Origin of the sequence: Gemmobacter nectariphilus DSM 15620 (assembly GCF_000429765.1) — a bacterium.
Lineage (GTDB): Bacteria > Pseudomonadota > Alphaproteobacteria > Rhodobacterales > Rhodobacteraceae > Wagnerdoeblera > Wagnerdoeblera nectariphila.
Genome location: NZ_AUCM01000015.1, coordinates 50,608 through 73,174, shown reverse-complemented (window position 1 = coordinate 73,174; position 22,567 = coordinate 50,608). Strand labels below are relative to the sequence as shown.

Below are 22,567 nucleotides of genomic sequence, written 5' to 3'. Positions count from 1 at the left end.
TCTCATCGCGCCCCCCGCCAGTAGTCGTTGGCGGCGGCGACAGTGGCGAAATGGGTGGCCACCACCTGGCTCACGGAGATCAGCGCCTCGGCGTCCTCGGCATATTCGGGGCGCAGCTTGTCGCGCATGGCTGCGTCGGGCTGGGTCAGCTTCACCGCAACACGGGCCAGCATGACGGCAAGTTCGTAGCCTTCCTGAGGGGTCGCGGTTTGCAGGGTCGGAAGCCATTCAGACATGGGTTTCTCCTTCGTTGGGTGCTGGGACAGGGTTCTCGGGTGCAAGCACTCGGCGGGCGTTGCCCTCGGGGTCGTCGAACTGGTCGTGCCGCATCGCCCAGAAAAAGGCGCCGAGGCCGACCAGCCCCATGCCGATCGACACGGGAATGAGCACGAGAAGCGCACTCATGGCAGCCCCCGCGCGATGCTGCGCCAGGCGTGCCACGTGCCGTGGCCCAGCACGGGAAAGACCACCGCCAGCGCGATCAGCCCCGTTGCGGCCGACAGCGCCAGCCCGGCGGCGACGATTGCCCCCCAGGCAAGGCAGGGCGGAAGATTGCGGACTGTCAGCGCAAAGCTCAGGCCCAATGCCGTCAGTGCATCGCGCCGTTCGGCCATCAGCATCGGGATCGAGAACAGGCTGACGGCGAAGGCGAAGGCCGCGAATAGCCCGCCCACGAAGGCGCCGGTCACGATGAGCGCCCAGCCGCGCGGCGTGGTGGCGACGTTGAGCAAGGCTTCGCGAAACCCGGGGAAGGGCGAGAGGCCGAAGAAGAGCGCGTAGAGAAGATCCGCCGCGCGCAGCCAGAACAGGAACAGGATCGCCAGCAGAAGCCCGGCGAAGGCGAGCTGCGCCCCCGAGGCTGGGCGGACCAGCAGCATCGCGGCAAGGCTCACCGGCTCGCCGGCCTCAAGCCGTCGGCTCTTTTCGTAAAGACCGATGGCCAGAAACGGCCCGAGAATGAGAAAACCCGAAACCGCGGGCAGCGCCAGGTAGAGGAGCCCCGCCGCATGGAGCCCCAGCAGGACCGCCCAGGATACCAGCATCAGGATGACCCCGTAGGCCAGGCTCGGGCCCGGATGGGTGCGCAGGTCGCGCCAGCCCGCCGCGAGCCAGTCGAATGCGACCCGTGCCGGCAGCCCCCTGGCCAACGGAGAAAGGCCGCGGAGGGGCGGTTTGACGGCAGGAAGCGGTTCCAGCATCGGCTTCTCCTTTCAGCAGGCCGGGCGTGCCGGCATGGGTGCGCCTGCGTTGGCCACGCAGGGCGGTTGCGACCGAAATGCAGCGATGACGAGATGCACGTTGGCGCCAAGCACGACCGCCAGTCCCAGGATTGCGGCCCCCAGGGCGAGCCTTTTCTGTGTCGCCGGCTTCATTGCGGCTCCTCCCTTGTCGCATCCGACAGGCGAGAGACGTAGAGCGCGAGGAGGTTGATCTCGGCATCGCTCAGCCGCCCGGCCCAGGCGGGCATCACGCCGCGGCGCCCATGAGTCAGGGTCTTGAAGACCGTCTGCGCGTCCTGCCCGTAGATCGTCGCCCGGTCGGTCAGCGAGGGCGCACCGACGGCGAGGCCACCCTCGCCCCTCTCGCCGTGGCAGGCGGCGCAGTTCTCCGCAAACAGCGCCGCGGCGGGGCTGTTCCAGTCGGCCTTGCCCTCGGGCAGGCTCGCCACGAAGTCGGCGAGCGAAAGCCGATCGGCTCGGTCCATCCAGTCGAAGGACGGCATCTCGGCGATGCGGGTGTCGGGATCGTCGGCGTTGATCCCGTGCCGGATGGTGGTGGCGATCTCCTCGGGCGCGCCGCTCCACAGCCAGGTGGCATCGGCCAGAACCGGAAAGCCCGGCCCGCCTTCGCCATTGCGTCCATGGCAGGCCGCGCAATTGTCGCCAAAGAGACGCTGAGCCGCAGGCATCGCCAATTCCATCAGCGCGGGGTCGCTGGCGATCGCCTCGAAATCCGCCGCTTCGAATCGCCGCAGCCATTCGGCGCGATCCGCAGCGATCGCTTGCAGGCGTTCCTCGGCCACCTCTCCCTGGTCAAGGCCGAGAAGGCCGCGGGTATAGTCGCGCCCCGTGGGCCAGGCCGGCAGCAGGATCCAGGCCACAACCGCATAGGCAAACGCCAGCGCCAGCGCGATCAGCGCGATCCTGGGGAAGGGCGTGTTCAACTCGCGAATGCCGTTCCAGTCATGCCCGGTAGTCTCGTAGCCGGTGACCGGATCGATCTCGCGATTGCCGGTATGCGGATCGGCGCCGGGAAGCGCGCGGGGATCGGTCGTCATGGCCGGTCCTTTCCTGTCTCAGGGGCCGGGCCCGGCTCCAGGATCGAGCGGGCGATGCGTTCCTGCTCGGCGCGGCGCGCCGGGTTGTAGCTGCGGATCAGCACGATGATCAGGAAGCCGCCCATCCAGAGCGGGCCAAGCGCCTTGGCGATCAGCACCAGCGTTTCGTGGCTCATTGTGCTGCCTCCTCCGGCGTGCGCCACGCGGCGCTGGTAAGGGTTCCCAACGACTGGAGATAGGCCACCAGCGCGTCCATCTCGGTCAGCCGGGCGGGGTCGCCGTCAAAGGCCCGCACGGCCACGGCCTGGCCGTATCGCGCCTGCACGTCGCTCGCGCCGTCCGCGTCCGGATTGCTCTGCGCCCGCGCATCCGCTTCCGCATGGGCGATCATCTCCGCGTCGTAGGGCACCCCGAGACGGGCGAGCGTCGTCAGTCTGTCGCGCAGCAGCGAAGTGTCGAGAGGCGCCGTCAGCCAGGGATAGGCAGGCATGATCGAGACCGGCACCACGTCGCGCGGGTTCATCAGGTGCGCGACATGCCAGTCATCGGAATACTTGCCGCCCAGGCGCGCGAGGTCCGGCCCGGTCCGTTTCGAACCCCAGAGCATCGGATGATCCCAGGCGCTTTCGCCGGCCAGCGAATAAGGGCCGTAGCGGTCGATCTCGTCGGCGAGGCTGCGGATCATCTGGCTGTGGCAGGCGTAGCAGCCCTCGCGGATGTATATCTGCCGCCCGGCCAGCTCCAGCGGCGTCAGGGGGCGCAGGTCGTCGGGGATCTCGACCGTCTGTTCGATCGTGAACAGGGGTGCGATCTCGACGATGCCGCCCACCGAGGCCACGACCATGATGGCGCCGACAAGCCCCATCGAGATCTTTTCGAGGTTGTAGTGCAGCTTGAGCATTGGATCACTCCGCCGGCTGGGCCACGAGCGGCCGGTCGAACGCATCCTCGCGGTGGCCAGCCGCCCGCATGGTTGCGCGGCAGTTCAAGGCGCACAGGATGGCGCCGATCAGGAACAGTCCGCCCCCCAACGTACGCGCGGCGTAATAGGGCAGCATCGCCTCGACGGTTTCGATGAAGCTGTAGGAGAGCGCGCCGTTCGCGTCATAGGTGCGCCACATCAGCCCCTGCGTGATGCCGGCGTTCCAGAGCGACACGACATAGACCAGCGTGCCCGCCACGGCGAGCCAGAAGTGCCATTCCACCGCGCGAGGCCAGGCCATGTCCTCGCGCCCCCAGAGCTTCGGAACCAGTGAATAGATCGCGCCGAAGACGATCATCGCCACCCAGCCCAGCGTGCCGGAATGCACGTGGCCCACCGTCCAGTCGGTGTAATGCGACAGCGAGTTGACCGGCCGAATGGCGAGGAACGACCCCTCGAAGGTGGACAGGCCGTAGAATACCGCCGCCACGAACATGAAGCGGAGCACCGCGTCGTCGCGGACCTTGCCCCAGGCGCCGTTCAGGGTGGCGATGGCGTTGCCCGCCGAGGCCCAGCTCGGCACCAGAAGCATGACCGAGAAGGTCATCCCCAGCGTTTGAACCCAGTAGGGCAGCGCGGTGTAGTGCAGGTGATGCGACCCTGCCCACATGTAGAAGAACACGATACCCCAGAAGCTGAGGATCGAGAGGCGATAGGACCAGATCGGCCGCCCGGCCCTGACCGGCAGGAAGTAGTAGAGCATCCCCAGGAATCCGGCCGTCAGGAAAAAGGCCACGGCGTTGTGACCATACCACCACTGGATCATGGCATCCTGCACGCCGGCCCAGACCGGGAAGCTCTCGGCCGTGGTCCACCGCACCGGAATTGCCAGGTTGTTGACGACGTGCAGGATCGCGACGACGAGGATGAAGGCCAGGTAATACCAGTTGGCGACATAGATGTGCGGCTCGGCCCGCCGCGCGAGCGTACGGATGTAGAGCGCAAAATAGGTCAGCCAGATCACCACCAGCCAGATGTCCGCATACCATGTCGCCTCGGCGTATTCCTTCGATTGCGTCGCCCCCATCAGATAGCCGCTGACGGCCCAGAGGCAGAACAGGTTGTAGCCGATCAGCACCACCCAAGGGCTCAGCGCATCGGCCAATCGTGCGCGTGAGGTGCGCTGAACCACATAGAACGAGGTGGCGATCAGCGCGTTGCCGCCGAAGCCGAAGATCACCCCGGAAGTATGGACCGGGCGCAGCCGGCCATAGCTCGTCCAGCCCCAGGGCGGGGTTGCATCGGGCCAGTACATGAGTGCGGCCACCCAGACCCCCACACCCATGCCGATCACTGACCAGATCAGCGTCATCGCGATGCCGAAACGCGTGGGCGCATCGTAATAGCGGTTATGCCGGTCGGATGCGGGCTCGGGGTAATCGTAAAGCGCGCCGCCCAGCTTGAAGACCAGCGCAAGGCCGAGCGCCATCGCCATTGCGCCGTGGATGGCCATGACCCCGTGGCGCGAGGTCGCGGCCATCACCAGCCCCATTGCGGTCAGGGCGAGGGCCAGTCCGATGCCTGCCTGGCGCTCGGCTTTCGTCAGTGACGCGGTTGCGTTCATGGTGCCGTCCTCAGATCGGGTTCCTTGTTCGGGGCCACAGCTGCCTCTCGCGCCAGCGCGATGTCGGCCAGCGTCGAGCGGTCGAGATCGGCGAGGAAGGCCGCCTCGGCCGCGCGCAGCCGCGCCTTGAGCCGGCAGCGGCCGTCGAGCGAGCAATCCCCGCCCGAGGCGAAGCACTCGACCAGCGGCTGGCCTTCCTCCAGCAGGCGGACCAGCGCGCCGAGCCGGATCTGATCGGCCGGGCGCGCCAGCACCGCCCCGCCGCCGCCGCCCCGGCGGGTCTCGACGATGCCGCCTTGCGCCAGCCGCTGCATGATCTTGGCCAGGTGGTGGCGCGACAGCCCGAATTCCTCGGCCAGCTCGGCGGTGGAAAAGGCCTGCTCCGGCGCGGCGGCCATGCGCATCAGCATCCGAAGTCCGTAATCGGTGAAGGAGGTGAGGCGCATGCCGCGGGCCGCTCCCTTTGAATGAGTATTTACAATACCTATTAAACACACTAGCCTGCGAGTCACAAGAGAAAACGCACAAGGCCGCTTGCCATGCATCCCACCGGCGCAACGCTCCCGATCACTTCCGCCCGCCCCGAGATGACCGCCCGGCTGATGGCCGAGACGGGGCTTGACGAGGCGATCCTGCGCGAGCTGGTGCATCGCTTTTACGACCGGGTGCGTGCCGATGAGGTGCTCGGTCCGATCTTCGCCGCGCGCATCGGCGACTGGGAGCCGCATCTGGAACGCATGGTGGCGTTCTGGTCCTCGGTGGCGCTGATGACCGGCCGCTATCATGGCGCGCCGGTGCCCGCCCACGCCACGCTGCCGGTGGAGTGGGCGCATTTCGAGCGCTGGCTGACGCTGTTCCGCCAGACCGCGCGCGAGGTCTGCCCGGCGCAGGGCGCGGCCCATGTCATCGCCGCCGCCGAGCGCATCGCGCGCTCGCTGCACATGGCGGTGGAGACCGCGCAGGCCGCCCCCGATGCCATTCCCGCCCTGCGATGAAGGAGACCGCCATGAGCGATGCCGCCCCCCTCGACGACCCCGCCGAACTGACCCGCCACATCGAGACCCGCTATCACGCCCGCCACCGCGCGCAGCTGCCGCGGCTGGCCGAGCTGGCCGAAAAGGTCGAGACGGTGCATTTCGGGGACGAACACGTGCCCGAGGGTCTTTCGGAAGTGCTGCGCCGGATGATCGGCGCGATGGAAGTGCACATGAAGAAGGAGGAGCTGATCCTCTTTCCCGCCATCCGCAAGGGCGACATGCCCGGCATCGAGAACCCGATCGCGGTGATGCGCGCCGATCACGACGACCATGACCGCGAGATCGCCGAGATCCGCCGCCTGACCGCCAACCTGAACCTTCCGCAAGGCGCCTGCCGGACCTGGAGCGCGCTTTACGCGGAGCTGGCCGAGTTCATCGACGAGTTGCAAGAGCACATCCGGCTGGAGAACGAGGTGCTGTTCCCGCGCTTCGAGGAGGCCGCACGCCATGGCTGAGATGCACCTGCCGGGGGCCACGCGCGAACTGGCCGATCTGCGCCGCCGCCTCGCGCCCGAGCCCGAGGCGGCCTTCCGCGCCTTCTCGAAGGCGGTCTTCGCCGAAGGCGCGCTCGACGCCCGCACCAAGCAGCTGATCGCGGTGGCGGTGGCGCATGTCACGCAATGCCCCTGGTGCATCGAGGGGCATGTCCAGGCCGCGCGCAAGGCCGGCGCGAGCGGCGAGGAGATCATGGAGGCGATCTGGGTCGCCGCCGAGATGCGCGCCGGCGCGGCCTTCGCCCATTCGCTCAAGACGCTGGATCTGCTGGCCGCCGAGGAGGACGGCAAGACGTGAGCCCGTGGCGAGAGCGCATCCAACTTGCCCGCGCCCAGGCCCTGCGCGACGGGGCGGCGACCGAGGGCGCGCGGGTGCTGGTGGACAGGCTCTGGCCGCGCGGCATCTCGAAGGCCGATCTGGCGCTTGACCTGTGGGAGAAGGACGCTGCCCCGAGCGGCGAATTGCGCCGCTGGTTCGGCCACGATCCCGCCCGCTGGGAGGAGTTCGTCCGCCGCTACCGCGACGAGCTTGCCGCCAGGCCCGAAGCGGTGGAGGAGTTGCTGACGCTCTGCCGCAAGGGTCCGGTGACGCTGATCTTCGCGGCGCGCGACGAGGCGCACAACAACGCCGTGGTGCTGCGCGACTGGCTCGCCGAGCGGCTGGCGCAAGAGGAGGAACGGGAATGAGCCGAGGGCAACTGCGAACGCCGCTGTGCGAGCTGCTCGGGTGCGAGGTTCCGATCCTGCAGGCCGGCATGGGCGGGGTGGCGCGCGCGGAGCTTGCGGCGGCGGTGGCCGGGGCGGGCGGCTTCGGGATGCTGGGCATGGTGCGCGAGCCGCCCGAGCTGATCGCGCGCGAGATCGACGCCGTGCGGGCGCGCACCGACCGGCCCTTTGCCGTCAACCTCATTCCCGCGGCGACCGATCCGGCGCTGCTCGCGGCCGAGCTCGACACCTGCCTCGCGGCCAGGGTGCCGGCGATGTGCTTCTTCTGGGACGTGGTGCCCGAGGCGGTGGCGCGGGCCAGGGACGCGGGCTGCCTCGTGCTGCATCAGGTGGGCACCCTCGAAGCGGCGCAGGCGGCCGAGACGGCCGGGGCCGACGTGCTGATCGTGCAAGGCGTCGAGGCCGGCGGCCATGTCCACGGGCGGGCCGGCGCGCTGGTGCTGGTGGAAGAGGTGGCGCGGGCGACGGCGCTGCCGGTGGTGGCCTCGGGCGGCTTTGCCAGCGGTGCTTCGCTGGTGGCGGCGCTGGCGCTCGGCGCGCAGGGCATTCATTGCGGCACGGCGTTCCTCGCCACGCGCGAATCCTTCGCCCACGACCACCACAAGCGCCGCGTGCTGGCGGCCCGCGCCGAGGACACGGTGCTGACCGATCTCTTCTCGCTGAACTGGCCGCCGGGCGCGCCGGTGCGGGTGATCCGCAACGCGCTGACCGATGCCATCGGCGGCACGCTCTTCGGCCATCACCCCGAGGCGCTGCCGCCCGAGGTCATCGCCGAGGACGACGGCCGCCCGATCCTGCGCTACAGCACCGATTCGCCCCTGCGCACGACCACCGGCGATCTCGACGCGATGCCCGCTTTCGCCGGCCACAGCGCCACGCTGATCGACGACCTGCCCACCGCGGCCGAGCGGATCGCCGCGATCATGGCCGAAGCCGAGGCGGCGCTTGCCCGGCTCGATGCACTGGGAGGCCGAGATGAGCGACCCTGACGATACACCGCGCGGCTACGCCTCGCCGCCCTGCCTCGCTTCCGAGATCGCGCCGGCCTATTTCGACCCGCTGGCGGTGGACCCGCAGCAGGCCCGCGACGTGGCGCGCTGGCGCCGGGCCGAGCGCGCGCGGCTGCTGGAGGCGCGCCGGGCGATTTCCGTCGCCGAGCGCGAGCGCATCGCGCAGACGCTGGCGGGGCATCTGATGCGGCTTCTGGTGGAGCGGTTCGGGGGGCTCGAGGGCCGGGTGATCTCGGGCTACTGGCCGATCAAGGGCGAGTTCGACCTGCGGCCGCTGATGGCCGAATGGCACGAGGCGGGCGCGATCGTTGCGCTGCCGGCGGTGGAGGAGAAGGCCGCGCCGCTCGTCTTCCGCCGCTGGACGCCCGAGATGCGGATGGTGCGCGGCGACTGGAACATCCCCGTGCCGCCGCCCGAGGCCGAACGGCTCACGCCCGAGATCGCGCTCGCGCCGCTGGTCGGCTGGGCCATGGGCGAGGACGGGACCGGCTGGCGGCTCGGTTACGGCGGCGGCTATTTCGACCGCACGCTGGCGGCGCTCGCCCCGCGGCCCTTCACCATCGGCGTGGGGCTTTCGGCGGCGCGGCTGGCCAGTATCTATCCGCAGCCGCATGACATCCCGCTCGATGCCATCGTCACCGAGGCGGGGATCGAGGGAGAGACGCGATGACCACAACCGCCGAACGGATGCGCGCCTGGGAGGGTCCGGCGATCTTCAGCTTCGGCTTCCGGCCGTTCTTCCTGATGGCCGGGATCTGGGCGGCGGCGGCGATGGTGCTGTGGATCGCGATGCTGAGCGGCTGGGACGGCCCGCCCACGGCCTTTGACCCGATCGCCTGGCATGCGCATGAGTTCCTCTTCGGCTTCCTCTCGGCGGTGATGGCGGGGTTCCTGCTGACGGCGGTGCCGAACTGGACGGGGCGGCTGCCGATCACCGGCTGGCCGCTGGTCGGGCTGGCATTGCTTTGGCTGGCGGGTCGGGCGGCGGTGGCCGTCTCGGCGCATCTGCCCGCCTTGGTCGTGGCGGCGGTGGATCTGGGCTTTCTGGTGGTGCTGGCCGGCGTTCTGGCGCGCGAGATCGTCGCCGGGCGCAACTGGCGCAACCTGCCCGTGCTGGGGCTGCTGGGGGTGTTCACCCTTGGCAATGCGCTGTTTCACTGGGAGGCCGCGCAGGGGGGCGCTGCGGCGCAAGGGCTGGGGCTGAGGCTCGCGCTCGGCGCGGCGGTAATGCTGATCGGGCTGATCGGCGGGCGCATCGTGCCCTCTTTCACCCGCAACTGGCTCGTGCAGCGGGGCGAGACGCGGCTGCCGGCGCCGCCGATGCAGCGGCTCGACAAGGCGGCGCTTCTGGTGCTGGGCGCGGCGCTCCTGCTCTGGGTGGCGGCGCCCGATCATGCGCTCACCGGCGCGGCGCTGCTGATCGCCGGCGCGCTGCATCTCGCGCGTCTGGCACGCTGGCGCGGGGCGCTGACGCTGGCCGAGCCGCTGGTGACGGTGCTGCACGCGGGTTATCTCTTCGTGCCGCTCGGCGCGCTCGGGCTCGGGGCCGAGATCCTCTCCCCCGGCACCTTCGGCATGGCCGCGGCGCAGCATCTGTGGATGGCCGGCGCCATCGGGCTGATGACGCTGGCGGTGATGACGCGCGCGGCGCTTGGCCATGGCGGCCGGCCGCTGCACGCCACCGCGCCGATCGCGGCGCTGTACGTGCTGCTGGTGGTCTCGGTGATCGCGCGGCTGCTGGCCGGGGCGCTGCCCGGCGAGGACTGGCCGCTGCACCTCTCGGCCACCGCCTGGATCGCGGCCTGGGGCGGGTTTGCGGTGATCTACTGGCCGATCCTGACCCGCCCGAAGGCCGCGGCGAAGCGGCCCTCGGGCGGCAAGGCGTAGGCGATGGAGGGCTGGGGCGAATACGCATTCGCCTGGGCGGTGTTCCTGCTCACCCACGCCATCCCGGCGCGGCCGGCGCTCAAGGCGCGGCTCACCGGCGCGCTTGGGCGGGCGGGATACGGGCTTGCCTATTCGCTGGTCTCGGTGGCGGCGCTGGCCTGGCTGATCGTCGCGGCAGGGCGGGCGCCTTATGTCGAGATCTGGGCCTGGGCGCCCTGGCAGGTGCATGTCACGCAAGCCGCGATGGCGCTGGCCTGCCTCATCGCCGCGCTCGGGCTCGGGGCGCCGAACCCGTTTTCGTTCGGCGGCGCCCGCAACGCGCGCTTCGACCCCGCCCGCCCCGGCATCGTCGGGCTGACGCGGCACCCGGTGCTGGCCGCGCTCGCGCTCTGGGCGGCGGGGCACATGGTGCCCAATGGCGATCTTGCCCATGTGCTGATGTTAGGCGGCTTTGCCGGTTTCGCGGCGCTCGGCATGGTCGTGATCGACCGCCGCCGCCAGCGCGTGATGGGCCCCGACTGGCACCGCCTGCAGCCGGCACGAACCCTGCTCGGCGCGGGCAATCCCTGGCGCTGGCTTGCCGCCGGCGCGGCGTGGTGGGCATTGGCCATGCTGCACCCCATCGTCATCGGCCCGGCGGTGGTGTAATCCGATCACCGGGCGGCACAGGCGGTGGATTGCCCCCCGGTCAGGCGTCTCGTGCCCCAAGAGTGACTTCAATCCGGCCGAACTATAGGTGGAGAACCTTCGACCCCGGTCCCATCCCCTCCATCAGCCGGACCTTCAGCTCCTTCATCAGCCCGGCATCGCCAAGCAGATCCTCAGGCCGCTTGCAGCCCTTCAGCAACTCGTCCAGCACTTCGTTCGAAATCGTCATCGTCCTTGCTCCTCTCAGGAAGCATGGACCCAATCAGCCATACACAGAAGACCGGACACTCTCTGTCAACGTGATGGGCCTCGCTTACATTTTGGCAACCCTCTCAGGGAAGGCCAAAAACGTCCAAGTCGGCAGATGACCGTCATCAAACCCGGGTTGGGCGTGTGGCATGGCCTCCGTCTCGTCGCGGCAGTCAACCGCAACGCTTCGAGCGTATTTCGCTGCCAGTCGCGACTGAACCAAATGACGATTAAACCATCAGGCGTGTCAATAAAAACAATATCTTAGGGGGTAGAGAAGGTTGGATTTCAGACCCATCCCCTCCGCCACTTGCCCTCGCGAAAGCGTTCTCCCCATCCGGCTGCGGCCGGATTTTTCCGTTGTTTTCGAGGGTTATGCGGGAGGGGCTGTTAACCGGGCTACGCCCCGAAGGGCGCGCATGCGTTCTCTCCGGGCCGATATTCTCCGGACCTGTTAACCGCGCGCGGTCCGGTTAAGCCGATCAAGGCCCTGATAATGAAGGGTTTTGGGCCACAGATCATTCGTAACCGTTGTGAAAGCCGTATCCATGCCGCAGGGAACTGGCGTCGAACTCTGTGATGGTTAGGGCAAGTAATCGAATGCATCCGCGCTTTCATACAGAGCCTTGATGGTTGTCGCGGTAGAAACTGACGCGCGCGTCGCGGCTTCCTTCAGGTCCAGAACACGGAACTTGTCACCGATCTTCGCAACGGCCTCGATCCGACGATACTGATCGCCGAAGCGTTCTGCGTACTGCGCCAGCCCCTTGAGCTTCGGCATCGCGTCGCCGAACTGAATGCCGTGCGGATCGACGATATCGGCGACGGCGGTCCCATCGTCCTGCTGAACGAAAAATACGAAGTCGGGCCGGACGATCTTTGGTTCGCCACCATCCTCGTAAATGATGCCAAGCGAGTCCTGGCTGGCGCGCGACGGGTTCCGGTACCACGCGATGGCCCCCGCCCGCGCGAGTTCGGATTTCACGACTTCACCTTCCCAGGAATTGAAGTCCTCGGGGAACATCCCATGCTCATCGCACAGCATGTGCCGCTCGAACGATGGCAGCGGGGTCTCTGAGCCGTTCGCTTCCCGGATCGTCGTCGGCTGCATCCAAGACGTCGGACGAGCCAGGTCCACATCCATGGGGTTCGCGCTCATCTCCCGGATCTGGCGATACACGTCCTGACGCTCGTCGGAGAGGTTCTTGATGTCGACCCGGAAGCGAGTGAGCCATTGGTTCGCGAGTTTCTCGGCCTCAGCCTCAAGTGTCTCTCGGATGCCGGGAACCAATCCCAGAGCGCCAATCGTGACGTGCGCATCGATGAGAGCGGCCTCCATGTCGTCCGCATCGCCTTCGCTCCGCGCCAGGTAGTCGCTGTACGACGTCGCGAGATCCGGACTGATCGCACGGCCCGCCCTGCGATATGCGTCTTCGATCACGGCGTAGTCCGCTTCCTCGAGGAAGTCGTCGAACGACATGCCCCCGCCTTTCAGGTCGGCCTTCAGGCTCTTGCCTTCGACTGTCAGGACCGATTTGCGGGCAGTCTCGATTTCCGTCTTGTAGCGCGCTCTGGCGCCATCAAGCACCTTGTGCATTTCCGCATGGGCAACCTTACCAGCGTCCTCGAGCAGGCCATCCACGGCCAGCTCATGCGCCAGCGATGTCAGCCGCTTGACGGGACGGGCATGCCGCTTCGGCAGGGATTGGGATGGCAGCGAGAGCAGCTTGTCCCAAACCGCCTCCGGGATCGCAGGATTGGGCTTCAGCTCGACGGGGTTGATCAGCACGCGGCGACCCGGCAGGTCATCGCCGCCGTCCCCACCGGACATCAGCGCCTTGGCGACGTCCTTGACCGAGGCTTCGTCGAAGAACGGTAGCAGGCAATCGACCGAGTTCAGTCGTTCATTGCCCGGGATCCGCCGCGCCAGCGGCGTGCGCACCATGCGCCCCAGTAGCTGCGTGATGTGCGTCTTGTCCCGAGCGGGCCGGAACGACACCATGACTTCGGCACGCGGACAATCCCAACCCGTGCTGATGGCGTCCTTCGCGATCAGGATCCGGACCCACGTCGATTCCTGAACACGTTCGGGCGAGATGTAGGGCACGGTGTGGCGGCCGAAGGTCTGGGTGGAGTGTTCCCCGAACACATGCGCCACCGCATCCTCGGGCAAGTCCGGCCACTGCGTGAAGATGGTGTCGAGAGCCCGGCCGATGTCGTTGTGATCGGGCGCGTTCGGAACTTGCAGAACCATAAGGGGCAGCACTGTTCCGGCATCGTCCTGCTGCTGGCCATAGGCCTCCCAGGCGGAGGAAATCTCCTTCAGCTTGTCGGTGCCGCGGCGCACCAGCACGGTATCGAACTGCCCCGCCTCCTTCGGCACGTCCAGGATGATCGTATCCTTCAGCAGACCTGACGCCTGGACCTTGGCGGAATCCACCACCACGTTCGGCAGGGTCGCGCGGCCCGTCATGTCGGTCATTGCGGCGTTGAACCGCTCGACCGTCGCCGAGATGCCCCAGACGACCGGGATGCCGGGGACCGGACCCGAGCCGTTGATCAGCCGCTTGACGATGGTGGTCTTCTCGCCCGCGCCGGTCGCGGCGCGCATCCCGCGATGCGCCTCGTCGAGCACGAGGTAAAGCGTCAGCGCCGGGTCATCGATGGTGTTCTGGATCGTGTCCCAGATGGTGAAGGAGCGACTGTCAGGCATCAGCCGGATCTGCCCGTCCTTCTCGATCCCCTCGTCATCGGGATCGTGTCCGCGCACCAGGAGGCTCGACTTGCTCAGCTTCTGGGTGTTCAGGAAATAGACCTTTCCCGGTTCCAGCACCTCGCGCTGGAACGTGCTTTGCACCACTACAAGGTCCGAGATCGACAGTCAGTCCGATGCCTCGAGCAGGCGGAACCGCGACTGCTCGTTCAGGGACGGATCGTCGCTGAACCAGATCACCACGGCACCCGGGTCAGGCTCGATGTCGTAGTTGTCGTCGCCGTGGAACAGCGCCTCGAACACCGCCGCCGCCATGACGGTCTTGCCCGCGCCCGTGGTGGCCGTCAGCGAGAAGGCATGCTTGTCGCCGTCCTCGCGCCAGCGACGCGAGGCCTTCTTGAGGTTCACCAGAACCTCCCGAACGGCTTCTTCCTGATAATCCTTGAGGGTAAACTTCATGGCTCAGCGGCCCATCGAAAAGCGGAAATTGGAGAGGTAGGACTCGTAGAGCCGCACCGGCTCGACGCTGTCGGGCAGTGCGCGCGCCACCGCCTGGAACCGGCGGTCGTCATCAGTCACGACGTAGGCGATGCGCAGGGTCGGTTGGGCGGCGGCCGCGTCGCAGAACGCGGCGGCGCGGTCCAGGTCCACGAGCAGGCCGTAGGTGTCGGCCACGTCCCATCCGGCGGCGGGAAGATCGTCGATGCGGCGCCCTGCCGATCCGGCGCGCATCCACAACAGCGGCGCGATGCGCTGGAAGGCGAGGTTGTGGCTGACGGCAACGGGTGCTTCGTAGGTCAAGGTGAAGAACTCGGCGTTCTCCTCGAACCCCTCGGCCATCGGGAATTCGTCGATAAACCGATACTCACCTTCAATGTCCTTGCCGTCCGGCGTTTTGCCGGTAATCGCTGATGCTATGCGAGGCTTTGTGATGTAATCGCAGATGCCGCACTTTTCCCAATCCGCATCACCTGGTCGAAGGCCCGACCTACGCAGGGCAGCTTGTTCGTCGGCCGCGACCTCGTTGTTGGTAACCGAGATGCACTGTCGTCGCCCACCATCCTGCCGGTTTAGGCGCATGACTGCATGTGCCGTGGTGCCCGAGCCGGAAAAGAAGTCGAGGACAATGGCATCAGTCTTCGCTGAAACGAAGAAGCGAAGACAGTCTTCTACAGCGTGCAACGACTTGGGGAATGGGAAGGTCCGAGAGCCGATCAACCGTTTGAGCAAGAGCGTGCCGGATGCCTGTGCATTATGAGCTTCACGAACCCAGACCGTCTTGGGCATGAGTCGCTTGCTTCCCGCAGAATAACGCGCATCTACGCCACCCCATCGATCCTTACCCGATATCTCGACCCTGCCTTCCTCGATAGCCCGTACAGTCCCGGCATTGAGAAATTGAACCAGATCGCCGTTCTTTACGCGAGCAAACGATTTGCTCGCCAGATAGCGGAGCCTGTCGGGGACAATGCCCCAAATCATCTCTCTGCCGTCAGGCGTCATTGGAAAGATCGCCCGCGTTCCTGCTGGTGCGACTATCGTTGTGATATCTATATCGTCACTCAGCGGGTCCCCTACGGAGTGAATCAAGCCGGACTCGATATCTACGAAGACTGCGTAGAACTGGTTTGGGCGAGACCCACGGACGCTTTCCCGTTCTCTCCTTCGCAGATTGCGCCATTCGATCGGAACATCGTTCTCACGCTCATCGCGATCGAACATATTGTCGCTTTGGGGAATGAGTTGAATATCCCCAAACATGACAAAGATGACGTATTCATGGGTGCGGGAGAATTCATTTACCCGTCCGGTGCCTTGCGGGTTAATCACAGCAGCGACCGTTTGCAAATTTCCATCTGGAAACATTTGCTCCAGCAGAAGTGCGATTCGATGAATTTCCTTCTCGTCTATTGTAACGATGAGAACGGATGACATCGGATTTAGGAGCTGCCTTGCTACCTGCAGTCGCCGCTCCATCATTGCCAGCCACTTCGAGTGCCGATACAGGTCCTCGGCCTCGACATAATCGTTGTTGTATTTCCAGTCCCGCGCGCCCGTATTGTAGGGCGGGTCGATGTAGATGGCGTCGATCTTGCCACGATGTGTGTAGGTCAGCGCCTCCAGCACATGGAAGTTCTCGCCGTTGATCACCGTGTGGAACGGCTTGTCGCCGCCGCGCTCCACCCGCCCGGTGCTGACCAGGCCGGGGTAGATGTAATCCCGGAACTCTGCCACCACGACCAGATCGGCGACTGCGACCTCCACCGTCTCTGGCGCCTCGGCGTCGATCAGTTCGACCAGCGCCATCCGCGCCTCGCCTTCGCCGTCAATCCGCTTGACGCGCCACAGCCGCTGGTCCGCGCGCTGGACAGAGCCCCGCGGCGGCAGGATCCGCACCTTGTCGCCCCGCCGCACGGGGCGGCCGGGCAGTTCCACGCTTTCGGGGCGGTGCCGTTCGAAGTTCAGACCAAAGGCCCGCCGCGACGCCAGCGCCTTGAACTCCCGTTCGAGCTCTTCTCCCAGAGCGCTATCCCTGGCCTTTGCCCGGGCGATCAGATCCGTCAGACGCGACATTGCCAGTCCTCGTTCCCCTCACCCGCAGCTGTACCGCACCCGAGATGCCCCGCGCGCGCCGTGTGAAGCAAGGCATGCGCGCGCTCGTCCGCAGGCGTCCGGTGGGCAGGCAAGGTGGTAGGGATCGCGGTCGCGGCTGTCATCAATTCTATGTCCTGTCAGGCGGCGACGGACTTGCCGAACGCCCTGCGAAAATGAGCTGACAGAACCGCCGTTTACGCGCGCAGACTAAACCGCAAGTGCATGATGAAGCAAGCCGAATGGCGGCTTGCGCCCGCAGTCCTCGGCTCCTGTCTGCGCCAGGATGGACAACAATGGCCATCCGATTTTCAGAACAGCGACGTCTGACCAGTGTCGTCCACACGGAGGACACCCAGCAACTGCCATGTGTGATGGCGCTTGGCCATGTTGCCGACGCAGAACAACATGCCTTTCCGAGGGTATTCCTCGTTGAAGGTCTTGCTCATCCAGTCCAGCGCAGCCTGGTCGGATCCCTCCCGCCGACGGCCGTTGAAGAACATGGCGTGGGCTTCCCAATCGCCATTCGCGCAGTCGTGGGGGCCCGTGCCATCTTCGAACTTGAAGCGGAAATCATAGGGACTGGGTTCGAGCGCCTTCAGTTGCTCATCGAAGAACGACCCCTGGCGCGCGGCCTCCGCATACAGTCGCCGTTCCTGTTCGATCTCATCCGGCTTTTTGGCCTTGTAGAAGAATCGGGTATTTCGCGGCCGGATCAGCGCAAGCGACCTGCCAGCCGCCTCGGCTTCCTTGATGGAGGCAGACACGAGCGGGCTGAGAAACGACGCTCGATCCTTCGGCGACATGCTGCCGTTCACGGTGATGCTGTCTTCCATCACATGGCAGCTCTCCGCACGACGATCACTGGTCGGCGGCCTGAACTTGAAATCGACCCAGTCCCAGCGCTTGAACGCAGCGCCGTCGGAAAGATGCCGAAATCGGATTGGGAACAGGCGCTTGAATTCGCCGTGGGCTGTCACCCCGGCGCAGCAGACAGTTTCCCCGTGGTTGGCGCTACGCTGCGGTAAGGCCTTCACCAGAATGGAAACGCGGCAGTTTTGCAGCGTGACGGACATATCGCTCCGGATCATCAGCGAACAGATTGAATACCTCGAAGCCCGTCTCTTCGATCACTTCGTGCGCAACGATTGTCCTGTGGCAGGTTTCCGGATCGCGCTCGAAACAGAGCAGGCAAGTCGGCGCATCCTGAACAAAATCGATCAATTTCCGCAGCGATTCTTGCGCTGGGGTTGTCTCGATATGCGCGCCGTAAATTGAACGAAACAGGTCAAAATCTCCGGCCCGGGCTGCTTCGCGGCCGGGTTTGGGATCGCCAAGGGCGATGAAATGCGAATATTCGATACCTTCGTCGGCAAGACGCGCAGCCAGCTTGGTTTTCGAGAAGCCGGCCTTGCGCGATGCAGCGACCGCGCGAACATCGGCCAACCTTTCGACGCCAGCCGCTTTCAGCGTCCGGACGAACCGATCAATGTCGGTTCCCTCATAGCCAACCGTGAATACTACGCTCATGCCTGCCCCTTTTCTTTGACGGTAACATGCCTTGGTTCCGACGTGAATCCCCTGATTTGCCGCAGATCTTGAGGTGTCGCAGCTTCGCCAAGCGCACGCTTCTGCTCGCTCCAGTCTTCCGACAGAGGTTGCCGCAGGACTTCCAGCGTCAGGTGGCGCGGCTGACGTCCGTCGAGGATCGACTCAACCAGGTCTGGGGACAGATGCGACAGGCGCATCGTCCTCGTAAGGTATGGTGCAGCGATCCCCTCTCGCTCGGCCAGTTCGGCGATGGTGGCGAACTCACCCGACTCGAGCATCCGCTTCCAGCGGAAGGCGCGGGCCAGCGCCTTGACCAGCGTGCTGTCCGGCGTGCGCTCTGGTCGGACGCGGTCGGGCAGTTGCATCTCCTTGCGTCCGCCGCGCTTCACGATGCGGAATGGCACGTGGATTGTGACCGTCTCGGGGACCGCCGTCGCGCGGGTCATGCTGCTGCTCCGATGCTGCCAGACAGCATCTCGCGCGCGAGCCCTCCGAGGCCGTCCATCCGGAGCCGGAAGTTGAGCCCGTTCGTGCCGATATCGACGCGCTCAACCAGCAGCGTGACAATGCGGGCCTGCTCTGCGGGGAAGAGTTCGTCCCACAGCGGATCGAGCTGCTGCAAGGCCGCGCGTGCGTCGGCCTCGGAGATGTCTTCGGCGTAGGCACGCGCCGCCTTCAAGGTCCCCGCAACAATCTCCGGCTGGCGAAAGACGGCGCGAAGCTGGTCGATCACCGCCGCCTCGATATCGCCCGCGGGCACGCGGCCGACCGGGCACGACCCAGCGCCATGCTTCAGCACCGTCTGGCTGACATAGTAGCGGTACAGCCGGTCGCCCTTGCGGGTATGCGTCGGCGAGAATGCGGCGCCATCGGGCCCGAACAGTAACCCCTTCAGCAGCGCGGGCGTGTCGGCGCGTGTGCGGGCGGCGCGCTTCCGGGGGCTCTCCTGCAGGATCGCATGGACACGGTCCCACGTCTCGCGGTCGATGATGGCGTCGTGCTCGCCGGGATAGCTGTCGCCCTTGTGGACCGCCTCGCCGATGTAGGCGCGGTTGCTGAGCATCCGGTAGACGTACTTCTTGTCGATCCTGTTCCCGCGCGGCGTTCGGATGCCGCGTGCGCCGACTTCTCGCGCCAGTTCCGTACAGGACCCGGTTTCGAGGAAGCGCGCGAAGATCCAGCGGACATGCGCGGCGGCTTCCTCGTCCACCACCAGCTTCCTGTTCTCGACGCGGTAGCCGAAGGGCGGCACCCCGCCCATCCACATGCCCTTTTTCCGGCTGGCGGCGACCTTGTCGCGGATCCTCTCGGCCGTGACCTCGCGCTCGAACTGGGCGAAGGACAGCAGGATGTTCAGCGTCAGGCGTCCCATCGACGTGGTGGTGTTGAAACTCTGCGTGACCGATACGAAGGTCACGCCGTTCCGGTCGAACACCTCGACCAGCTTGGCGAAATCCGCCAGCGACCGAGAGAGGCGGTCGATCTTGTAGACCACGACCACGTCGACCAGCCCGTCCTCGATGTCCTCCAGCAGCCGCCTCAGGCCGGGCCGTTCCAGCGTGCCGCCCGAGATGCCGCCGTCGTCATACTGATCGCGGACCAGCACCCAGCCTTCCGACCGCTGACTAGCGATGTACGCCTCGCAGGCCTCTCGCTGGGCATGCAGGCTGTTGAACTCCTGCTCCAGCCCTTCCTCGGAGGATTTGCGCGTGTAGACGGCACACCGCAGCTTGCGGACGAGCTTCGATTTTTCGGGCGGCTTCGTCATGTCCGACCCCTGTGATTCTTAAGCCCGAAGAACACCCAGCCGTTCCAGCGCGTGCCGGTGATGGCCCGTGCGATGGCGGACAGCGACTTGTAGGGCCGCCCCTGCCATTCGAAGCCGTCGGCAGTTACGGTGACGATCTGCTCGACGCCCTGCCATTCTCGCAGCAGCCGCGTTCCCGTGATCGGGCGGTCACGGTCGGCGCGCATGCCGCGCTTCTTCCTGTCGCCGCCGTCCAGTTCCTCGCCGAGCCGCTCAAGGCGCCGGATCGTCTCCGGCTTCAGCCCGCCATAGGCGAGTTCCTGGATGCGATAGGCCAGCCGGCTTTCGAGGTAGCGGCGATTGAACGGCGGCGGCTCGCTGTCGAACAGGTCGCGCCACTGTTGCTTCAGGTCGGGCGTCGGCGTGGTCTTGAGCGCGGCCAGGCGCGCTGGGATGGGATCGGGCTTGTTCATGCATTTCTCCGGTGAGTTGGAGTTGCATGACGACATTGGTCGGGCGGATAGTGTAGGCAACGTTCTCCAGTATCGTCAGATACTTCTCGCCCATCCCGCATCCGCAACCGAACCAGCCCGAGCGCCAGCAGCCCGCAGAGCTCGGCGCGGCGCTTGGTGGCGGGCATATGGTCAGGTGGGAGCGGATTGGGACGTTTCATGTCTCGTGGCCGTGTTCGGTGGTGGATACCAAACAAAAGCCACCGGCCCGCCCGGGATGGGACATCTCATGAAAGCGGGATCCGAAAATGCGAACAGGAAGAGAACATCAAGACTTGCCGATCACGGATTTGTCCATGATTATCGCAGGTTGAATCAATCGAGAGCAGTAGTTCAGTGAGGTGAGTTCATGGCGCGTAAGAAGAGCGAATTCGGACCGAACCTCGGGAGCATCCTTCAGGGCGCCCCGGCTGCGCTGGTCCGGCAGTTTCTCGCCAGCTTCAAACGGCCCGACGACACTCTTCTCGCTCCGCCGGAAATCGCTGAGGGCACGCCCGATGATCAAGGCAAGGCAGCCCTGAGTGCGTACCTGCGTTCGGAGGACAAGGAAATCATCGGGCTACTTGAAGGCATCGCTGGCGCTCTGCTCGACATGGGCCAGGACAAGGGAGCGACCTCACTCGAAACGGTTGCGGGCCAACGGCTGCAGAATGTCGACTACGACCAGTTTGAGTCCCAGCCTGACCTTCTGTGCAAGAGCATCTGGATGCGCACGGTCTTCCCGATGCACTTTCACGACGCCCAGAGCTTCTATGCCGCGCGGCGCTATCGAGAACGGCGGACGTACTACACATGCTGCGAGGTGGACTTCGACCACGCTTCTGTCGCCGACACGGACGGAATCCCTGACGAGAAGCTCTGTGACGCTGTTCAGGAAGCTCTGGGACTGAAGGGCAAGGTCACCGCGTCCATCCTCGAATTGCCCGAGACCGCCAACTACCCGCCGTCCTTCATGGTCGCCCTGCGCCATCCCGGGCCCCTGTCGAGCATCGACAATCATCGCGAGGAAGGGGGCTGGACCGTCCATTACTACAGGCCCTCGCATGAGGCTGTCCTGATCTACACACCCCAGCTGAAGAAAATCGAGGTCGCGTCTGCCAGCAGCGACGTTCGTGAAAAGACCTCTAAGGTCTTCGCGGAGGTCGTTCTAGGGCGCCCGCCTTCGGCCAAACCGCTGACCCGCCGGGAATTCAACCTCGAACGCTTCAGGTCTTCCTTCGATCTGGATTGTCCGGATCTCGAGGACGTCGAGATCACGATGGCGGCGGTAGTCGAGGCCGAGGTCCGCCTCGGCTCGTGGGGCCGAAGGCTGAACATCAAGGTGACCATAAAGGACAAGATGGAGGAAGTTGTCCAGAAATACGTCTCCAATTCGGCCAACCTGATCCGGAGTTTCGGCTTCACAAAAATCGCCATCGCAATTGGTTACACCCGTCGATCGGACGGAAAGGAGGGAACCTTCCGGGTCTCGATCTCGGATGGCAGCAGTTCGGACGTGCAGAGCATGCGCGATCCGTTCCTTCGGGACCTCGGGTTCCGACTGCTCGAATACTGGGGTATTATGCAGAACCTGCGGACGCTCACCGATCAGGAACGGGCTCAGTGGTTCGGCTTTCTTCTGTCGCTGTACGACCTGCCCGGCGACACTGTTGCAGGTGCGTTCTTCAGCTCCGCGGGCGTCGATCCAGCCCGTCTGGTGAGTGCGAGATTGATTGCCCGCAAAGGGCGGCAGGTGATTGGGCTCGCCGAGGATGACGATGAGGTTGTCGAAGTTGAGCAGCAAGCGGGTCCGGAGCCAGGGACGGTTCGACAAACCGGTTCCTTTGGGGAGGCGGACGGATTGCGTCTCGACACCAATGCGATCGAGTACGGGATCGATCGAGCATGGCTCGCCGAAACCATCCTCAAGGCGATAGCTGGCTCTCTCGGCATCAGAAACATCGAAACCATCAACGAGTTTGTCGTCTCGCTTGGGCCGATGGCACTGGGTGAGCGAAAGGTCCCGCTTTACCTGGCGCGCCGCCTTGCCGATCTGAAAGCCCGCGAGAGTGTGGAAACTGCGCTTCGGTCGCGGCATACAGCGGGCCCCGGTCTCGTACTCGCCGTTTCCGATGAGCCGCCGCAATTCCTCGGGCCGAACGTCGTTATCGCGCTGCGCGACCTGCTGCTGAACGACGGAAGCCTCGGCGATCTGGACCGAGAGGAAATGGCCCGGCGCTTCGAGGCAAACCGAACGCTGGCGACCTCTGCGCAAGTCGCTCAGGTTGTGCGACACACGCCTCGCTCTGCGACGCTCATCATCCCTGGTCTCGAGCCGCTCACGCTCGACGGCGCGGGCCAGATCCAACTCTTCGAAAGCCTTGTTGAAGCGGCGACCGATGGCACAGGCCAGCGGCTGACCAAGGTCCTGATGGACGGGATGGGGTCTGACAATCCCAGACAGCTGTTCTCTTCCGGCGCATGGGCGAAGGCTCATCCGACTTACATCCGACACGGTTCGAGCAATCGCTATTGGCGTCTCGGCGAGGCGACCGACCCCGCGTGATCTAGAGTTCATCTAGGGTTTCGGGCGGGACG

General features: G+C 65.6%; 25 protein-coding genes and 1 pseudogene. 9 read left to right on the top strand and 17 right to left on the bottom strand.

Translation table 11 applies throughout. The features are described from left to right. Positions 1 to 2: 2 nt before the first annotated feature. From G481_RS0114905 to G481_RS23970, 8 genes are all read right to left on the bottom strand, one after another. Positions 3 to 236, bottom strand: coding sequence for a hexameric tyrosine-coordinated heme protein (locus G481_RS0114905; RefSeq protein WP_028030750.1), 234 nt, complete (start codon positions 234 to 236; stop codon positions 3 to 5). Then, positions 229 to 405: a cbb3-type cytochrome oxidase assembly protein CcoS gene (gene ccoS, locus G481_RS0114900; RefSeq protein WP_028030749.1), complete on the bottom strand. Its 177-nt coding sequence runs from the start codon at positions 403 to 405 to the stop codon at positions 229 to 231. The genes G481_RS0114905 and ccoS overlap by 8 nt, the downstream gene beginning before the upstream one ends. Next, positions 402 to 1,199 (bottom strand): DUF2189 domain-containing protein, encoded by a 798-nt coding sequence (locus G481_RS0114895; protein ID WP_028030748.1) that lies wholly within the window; start codon positions 1,197 to 1,199, stop codon positions 402 to 404. Before G481_RS0114895 ends, ccoS begins: the two co-directional genes overlap by 4 nt. A gap of 170 nt (positions 1,200 to 1,369) precedes the next feature. Continuing rightward, the gene (gene ccoP / locus G481_RS0114885) at positions 1,370 to 2,278 is read right to left on the bottom strand and encodes a cytochrome-c oxidase, cbb3-type subunit III (protein WP_051294553.1); all 909 of its coding nucleotides are present in this window, start codon (positions 2,276 to 2,278) and stop codon (positions 1,370 to 1,372) included. Further along, positions 2,275 to 2,454: a cbb3-type cytochrome oxidase subunit 3 gene (locus G481_RS0114880; protein ID WP_028030746.1), complete on the bottom strand. Its 180-nt coding sequence runs from the start codon at positions 2,452 to 2,454 to the stop codon at positions 2,275 to 2,277. The genes ccoP and G481_RS0114880 overlap by 4 nt, the downstream gene beginning before the upstream one ends. Further along, complete coding sequence (ccoO, locus tag G481_RS0114875) at positions 2,451 to 3,179, bottom strand: cytochrome-c oxidase, cbb3-type subunit II (RefSeq protein ID WP_028030745.1); 729 nt, start codon at positions 3,177 to 3,179, stop codon at positions 2,451 to 2,453. The genes G481_RS0114880 and ccoO overlap by 4 nt, the downstream gene beginning before the upstream one ends. 4 nt (positions 3,180 to 3,183) lie before the next feature. Then, on the bottom strand, positions 3,184 to 4,824 hold the full coding sequence (ccoN, locus tag G481_RS0114870) for a cytochrome-c oxidase, cbb3-type subunit I (RefSeq protein ID WP_035026240.1): 1,641 nt from the start codon (positions 4,822 to 4,824) through the stop codon (positions 3,184 to 3,186). Next, a complete protein-coding gene (locus tag G481_RS23970; RefSeq protein ID WP_051294552.1) occupies positions 4,821 to 5,270 on the bottom strand; it encodes an RrF2 family transcriptional regulator in 450 nt (149 codons plus the stop codon). The genes ccoN and G481_RS23970 overlap by 4 nt, the downstream gene beginning before the upstream one ends. A gap of 93 nt (positions 5,271 to 5,363) precedes the next feature. Here G481_RS23970 and G481_RS0114860 point away from each other — a divergent pair, with 93 nt between their 5' ends. From G481_RS0114860 to G481_RS0114825, 8 genes are read left to right on the top strand one after another with little or no spacing between them, the layout of a single operon-like run. Next, the gene (locus G481_RS0114860) at positions 5,364 to 5,819 is read left to right on the top strand and encodes a group III truncated hemoglobin (RefSeq protein ID WP_245594977.1); all 456 of its coding nucleotides are present in this window, start codon (positions 5,364 to 5,366) and stop codon (positions 5,817 to 5,819) included. A gap of 11 nt (positions 5,820 to 5,830) precedes the next feature. Beyond that, positions 5,831 to 6,316: a hemerythrin domain-containing protein gene (locus G481_RS0114855; protein ID WP_028030742.1), complete on the top strand. Its 486-nt coding sequence runs from the start codon at positions 5,831 to 5,833 to the stop codon at positions 6,314 to 6,316. Then, positions 6,309 to 6,653: a carboxymuconolactone decarboxylase family protein gene (locus G481_RS0114850; RefSeq protein WP_028030741.1), complete on the top strand. Its 345-nt coding sequence runs from the start codon at positions 6,309 to 6,311 to the stop codon at positions 6,651 to 6,653. Before G481_RS0114855 ends, G481_RS0114850 begins: the two co-directional genes overlap by 8 nt. Next, positions 6,650 to 7,042 carry a DUF488 domain-containing protein gene (locus G481_RS0114845; RefSeq protein WP_245594976.1) on the top strand — a complete coding sequence of 131 codons (393 nt, stop codon included), beginning with the start codon at positions 6,650 to 6,652 and terminating at the stop codon, positions 7,040 to 7,042. The genes G481_RS0114850 and G481_RS0114845 overlap by 4 nt, the downstream gene beginning before the upstream one ends. Beyond that, the gene (locus G481_RS23965; RefSeq protein WP_051294551.1) at positions 7,039 to 8,070 is read left to right on the top strand and encodes an NAD(P)H-dependent flavin oxidoreductase; all 1,032 of its coding nucleotides are present in this window, start codon (positions 7,039 to 7,041) and stop codon (positions 8,068 to 8,070) included. The genes G481_RS0114845 and G481_RS23965 overlap by 4 nt, the downstream gene beginning before the upstream one ends. Next, positions 8,057 to 8,761, top strand: coding sequence for a 5-formyltetrahydrofolate cyclo-ligase (locus tag G481_RS0114835; protein ID WP_028030739.1), 705 nt, complete (start codon positions 8,057 to 8,059; stop codon positions 8,759 to 8,761). The genes G481_RS23965 and G481_RS0114835 overlap by 14 nt, the downstream gene beginning before the upstream one ends. Continuing rightward, positions 8,758 to 9,978, top strand: a complete 1,221-nt coding sequence (locus G481_RS0114830) for an NnrS family protein (RefSeq protein WP_028030738.1) — start codon at positions 8,758 to 8,760, stop codon at positions 9,976 to 9,978. The genes G481_RS0114835 and G481_RS0114830 overlap by 4 nt, the downstream gene beginning before the upstream one ends. A 3-nt stretch (positions 9,979 to 9,981) precedes the next feature. Continuing rightward, positions 9,982 to 10,626, top strand: coding sequence for an NnrU family protein (locus tag G481_RS0114825; protein WP_028030737.1), 645 nt, complete (start codon positions 9,982 to 9,984; stop codon positions 10,624 to 10,626). Positions 10,627 to 10,711: 85 nt separating this feature from the next. Here the strand turns inward: G481_RS0114825 and G481_RS26385 are convergent. The 9 genes and pseudogenes from G481_RS26385 to G481_RS0114785 form a co-directional block, all read right to left on the bottom strand. Then, a pseudogene (locus tag G481_RS26385) lies at positions 10,712 to 10,855 on the bottom strand (IS256 family transposase); the annotation flags it as partial. Between the two features lie 603 nt (positions 10,856 to 11,458). Next, positions 11,459 to 13,735, bottom strand: a complete 2,277-nt coding sequence (locus tag G481_RS23960) for a DEAD/DEAH box helicase (protein ID WP_211235213.1) — start codon at positions 13,733 to 13,735, stop codon at positions 11,459 to 11,461. Between the two features lie 21 nt (positions 13,736 to 13,756). After that, complete coding sequence (locus G481_RS26495) at positions 13,757 to 14,047, bottom strand: DEAD/DEAH box helicase family protein (protein WP_211235212.1); 291 nt, start codon at positions 14,045 to 14,047, stop codon at positions 13,757 to 13,759. A 3-nt stretch (positions 14,048 to 14,050) separates the two neighbouring features. Continuing rightward, positions 14,051 to 16,162: a site-specific DNA-methyltransferase gene (locus G481_RS0114810; RefSeq protein ID WP_028030736.1), complete on the bottom strand. Its 2,112-nt coding sequence runs from the start codon at positions 16,160 to 16,162 to the stop codon at positions 14,051 to 14,053. 329 nt (positions 16,163 to 16,491) lie between these two features. Then, entirely contained in the window at positions 16,492 to 17,256 is a 765-nt protein-coding gene (locus G481_RS0114805; protein ID WP_245594975.1) for a hypothetical protein, read from the bottom strand. Continuing rightward, positions 17,195 to 17,710, bottom strand: a complete 516-nt coding sequence (locus tag G481_RS23955; RefSeq protein WP_035026237.1) for a DUF488 domain-containing protein — start codon at positions 17,708 to 17,710, stop codon at positions 17,195 to 17,197. The genes G481_RS0114805 and G481_RS23955 overlap by 62 nt, the downstream gene beginning before the upstream one ends. Further along, complete coding sequence (locus tag G481_RS26925) at positions 17,707 to 18,177, bottom strand: hypothetical protein (RefSeq protein WP_342666589.1); 471 nt, start codon at positions 18,175 to 18,177, stop codon at positions 17,707 to 17,709. Before G481_RS26925 ends, G481_RS23955 begins: the two co-directional genes overlap by 4 nt. Continuing rightward, positions 18,174 to 19,499 (bottom strand): recombinase family protein, encoded by a 1,326-nt coding sequence (locus G481_RS0114790; protein ID WP_028030734.1) that lies wholly within the window; start codon positions 19,497 to 19,499, stop codon positions 18,174 to 18,176. The genes G481_RS26925 and G481_RS0114790 overlap by 4 nt, the downstream gene beginning before the upstream one ends. Next, entirely contained in the window at positions 19,496 to 19,951 is a 456-nt protein-coding gene (locus G481_RS0114785) for a DUF2924 domain-containing protein (RefSeq protein WP_028030733.1), read from the bottom strand. Before G481_RS0114785 ends, G481_RS0114790 begins: the two co-directional genes overlap by 4 nt. Before the next feature lie 388 nt (positions 19,952 to 20,339). Here G481_RS0114785 and G481_RS0114780 point away from each other — a divergent pair, with 388 nt between their 5' ends. Then, on the top strand, positions 20,340 to 22,535 hold the full coding sequence (locus tag G481_RS0114780; RefSeq protein ID WP_028030732.1) for a hypothetical protein: 2,196 nt from the start codon (positions 20,340 to 20,342) through the stop codon (positions 22,533 to 22,535). Positions 22,536 to 22,567 lie beyond the last annotated feature (32 nt).

Bases quoted from the DNA above. Each gene is read 5' to 3' on its own strand.
- G481_RS0114850 (WP_028030741.1), top strand. From the start codon at position 6,309: ATGGCTGAGATGCACCTGCCGGGGGCCACGCGCGAACTGGCCGATCTG.
- ccoN (WP_035026240.1), bottom strand. From the start codon at position 4,824: ATGAACGCAACCGCGTCACTGACGAAAGCCGAGCGCCAGGCAGGCATC.
- G481_RS0114790 (WP_028030734.1), bottom strand. From the start codon at position 19,499: ATGACGAAGCCGCCCGAAAAATCGAAGCTCGTCCGCAAGCTGCGGTGT.
- G481_RS26495 (WP_211235212.1), bottom strand. From the start codon at position 14,047: ATGAAGTTTACCCTCAAGGATTATCAGGAAGAAGCCGTTCGGGAGGTT.
- G481_RS0114895 (WP_028030748.1), bottom strand. From the start codon at position 1,199: ATGCTGGAACCGCTTCCTGCCGTCAAACCGCCCCTCCGCGGCCTTTCT.
- G481_RS0114805 (WP_245594975.1), bottom strand. From the start codon at position 17,256: ATGTCCGTCACGCTGCAAAACTGCCGCGTTTCCATTCTGGTGAAGGCC.
- G481_RS23955 (WP_035026237.1), bottom strand. From the start codon at position 17,710: ATGAGCGTAGTATTCACGGTTGGCTATGAGGGAACCGACATTGATCGG.
- G481_RS0114830 (WP_028030738.1), top strand. From the start codon at position 8,758: ATGACCACAACCGCCGAACGGATGCGCGCCTGGGAGGGTCCGGCGATC.
- ccoS (WP_028030749.1), bottom strand. From the start codon at position 405: ATGAGTGCGCTTCTCGTGCTCATTCCCGTGTCGATCGGCATGGGGCTG.
- ccoO (WP_028030745.1), bottom strand. From the start codon at position 3,179: ATGCTCAAGCTGCACTACAACCTCGAAAAGATCTCGATGGGGCTTGTC.
- G481_RS0114810 (WP_028030736.1), bottom strand. From the start codon at position 16,162: ATGTCGCGTCTGACGGATCTGATCGCCCGGGCAAAGGCCAGGGATAGC.
- G481_RS0114905 (WP_028030750.1), bottom strand. From the start codon at position 236: ATGTCTGAATGGCTTCCGACCCTGCAAACCGCGACCCCTCAGGAAGGC.
- G481_RS0114825 (WP_028030737.1), top strand. From the start codon at position 9,982: ATGGAGGGCTGGGGCGAATACGCATTCGCCTGGGCGGTGTTCCTGCTC.
- G481_RS0114780 (WP_028030732.1), top strand. From the start codon at position 20,340: ATGGCGCGTAAGAAGAGCGAATTCGGACCGAACCTCGGGAGCATCCTT.
- G481_RS23965 (WP_051294551.1), top strand. From the start codon at position 7,039: ATGAGCCGAGGGCAACTGCGAACGCCGCTGTGCGAGCTGCTCGGGTGC.
- G481_RS26925 (WP_342666589.1), bottom strand. From the start codon at position 18,177: ATGACCCGCGCGACGGCGGTCCCCGAGACGGTCACAATCCACGTGCCA.
- G481_RS0114880 (WP_028030746.1), bottom strand. From the start codon at position 2,454: ATGAGCCACGAAACGCTGGTGCTGATCGCCAAGGCGCTTGGCCCGCTC.
- G481_RS0114860 (WP_245594977.1), top strand. From the start codon at position 5,364: ATGCATCCCACCGGCGCAACGCTCCCGATCACTTCCGCCCGCCCCGAG.
- G481_RS0114855 (WP_028030742.1), top strand. From the start codon at position 5,831: ATGAGCGATGCCGCCCCCCTCGACGACCCCGCCGAACTGACCCGCCAC.
- G481_RS0114785 (WP_028030733.1), bottom strand. From the start codon at position 19,951: ATGAACAAGCCCGATCCCATCCCAGCGCGCCTGGCCGCGCTCAAGACC.
- G481_RS0114835 (WP_028030739.1), top strand. From the start codon at position 8,057: ATGAGCGACCCTGACGATACACCGCGCGGCTACGCCTCGCCGCCCTGC.
- ccoP (WP_051294553.1), bottom strand. From the start codon at position 2,278: ATGACGACCGATCCCCGCGCGCTTCCCGGCGCCGATCCGCATACCGGC.
- G481_RS23970 (WP_051294552.1), bottom strand. From the start codon at position 5,270: ATGCGCCTCACCTCCTTCACCGATTACGGACTTCGGATGCTGATGCGC.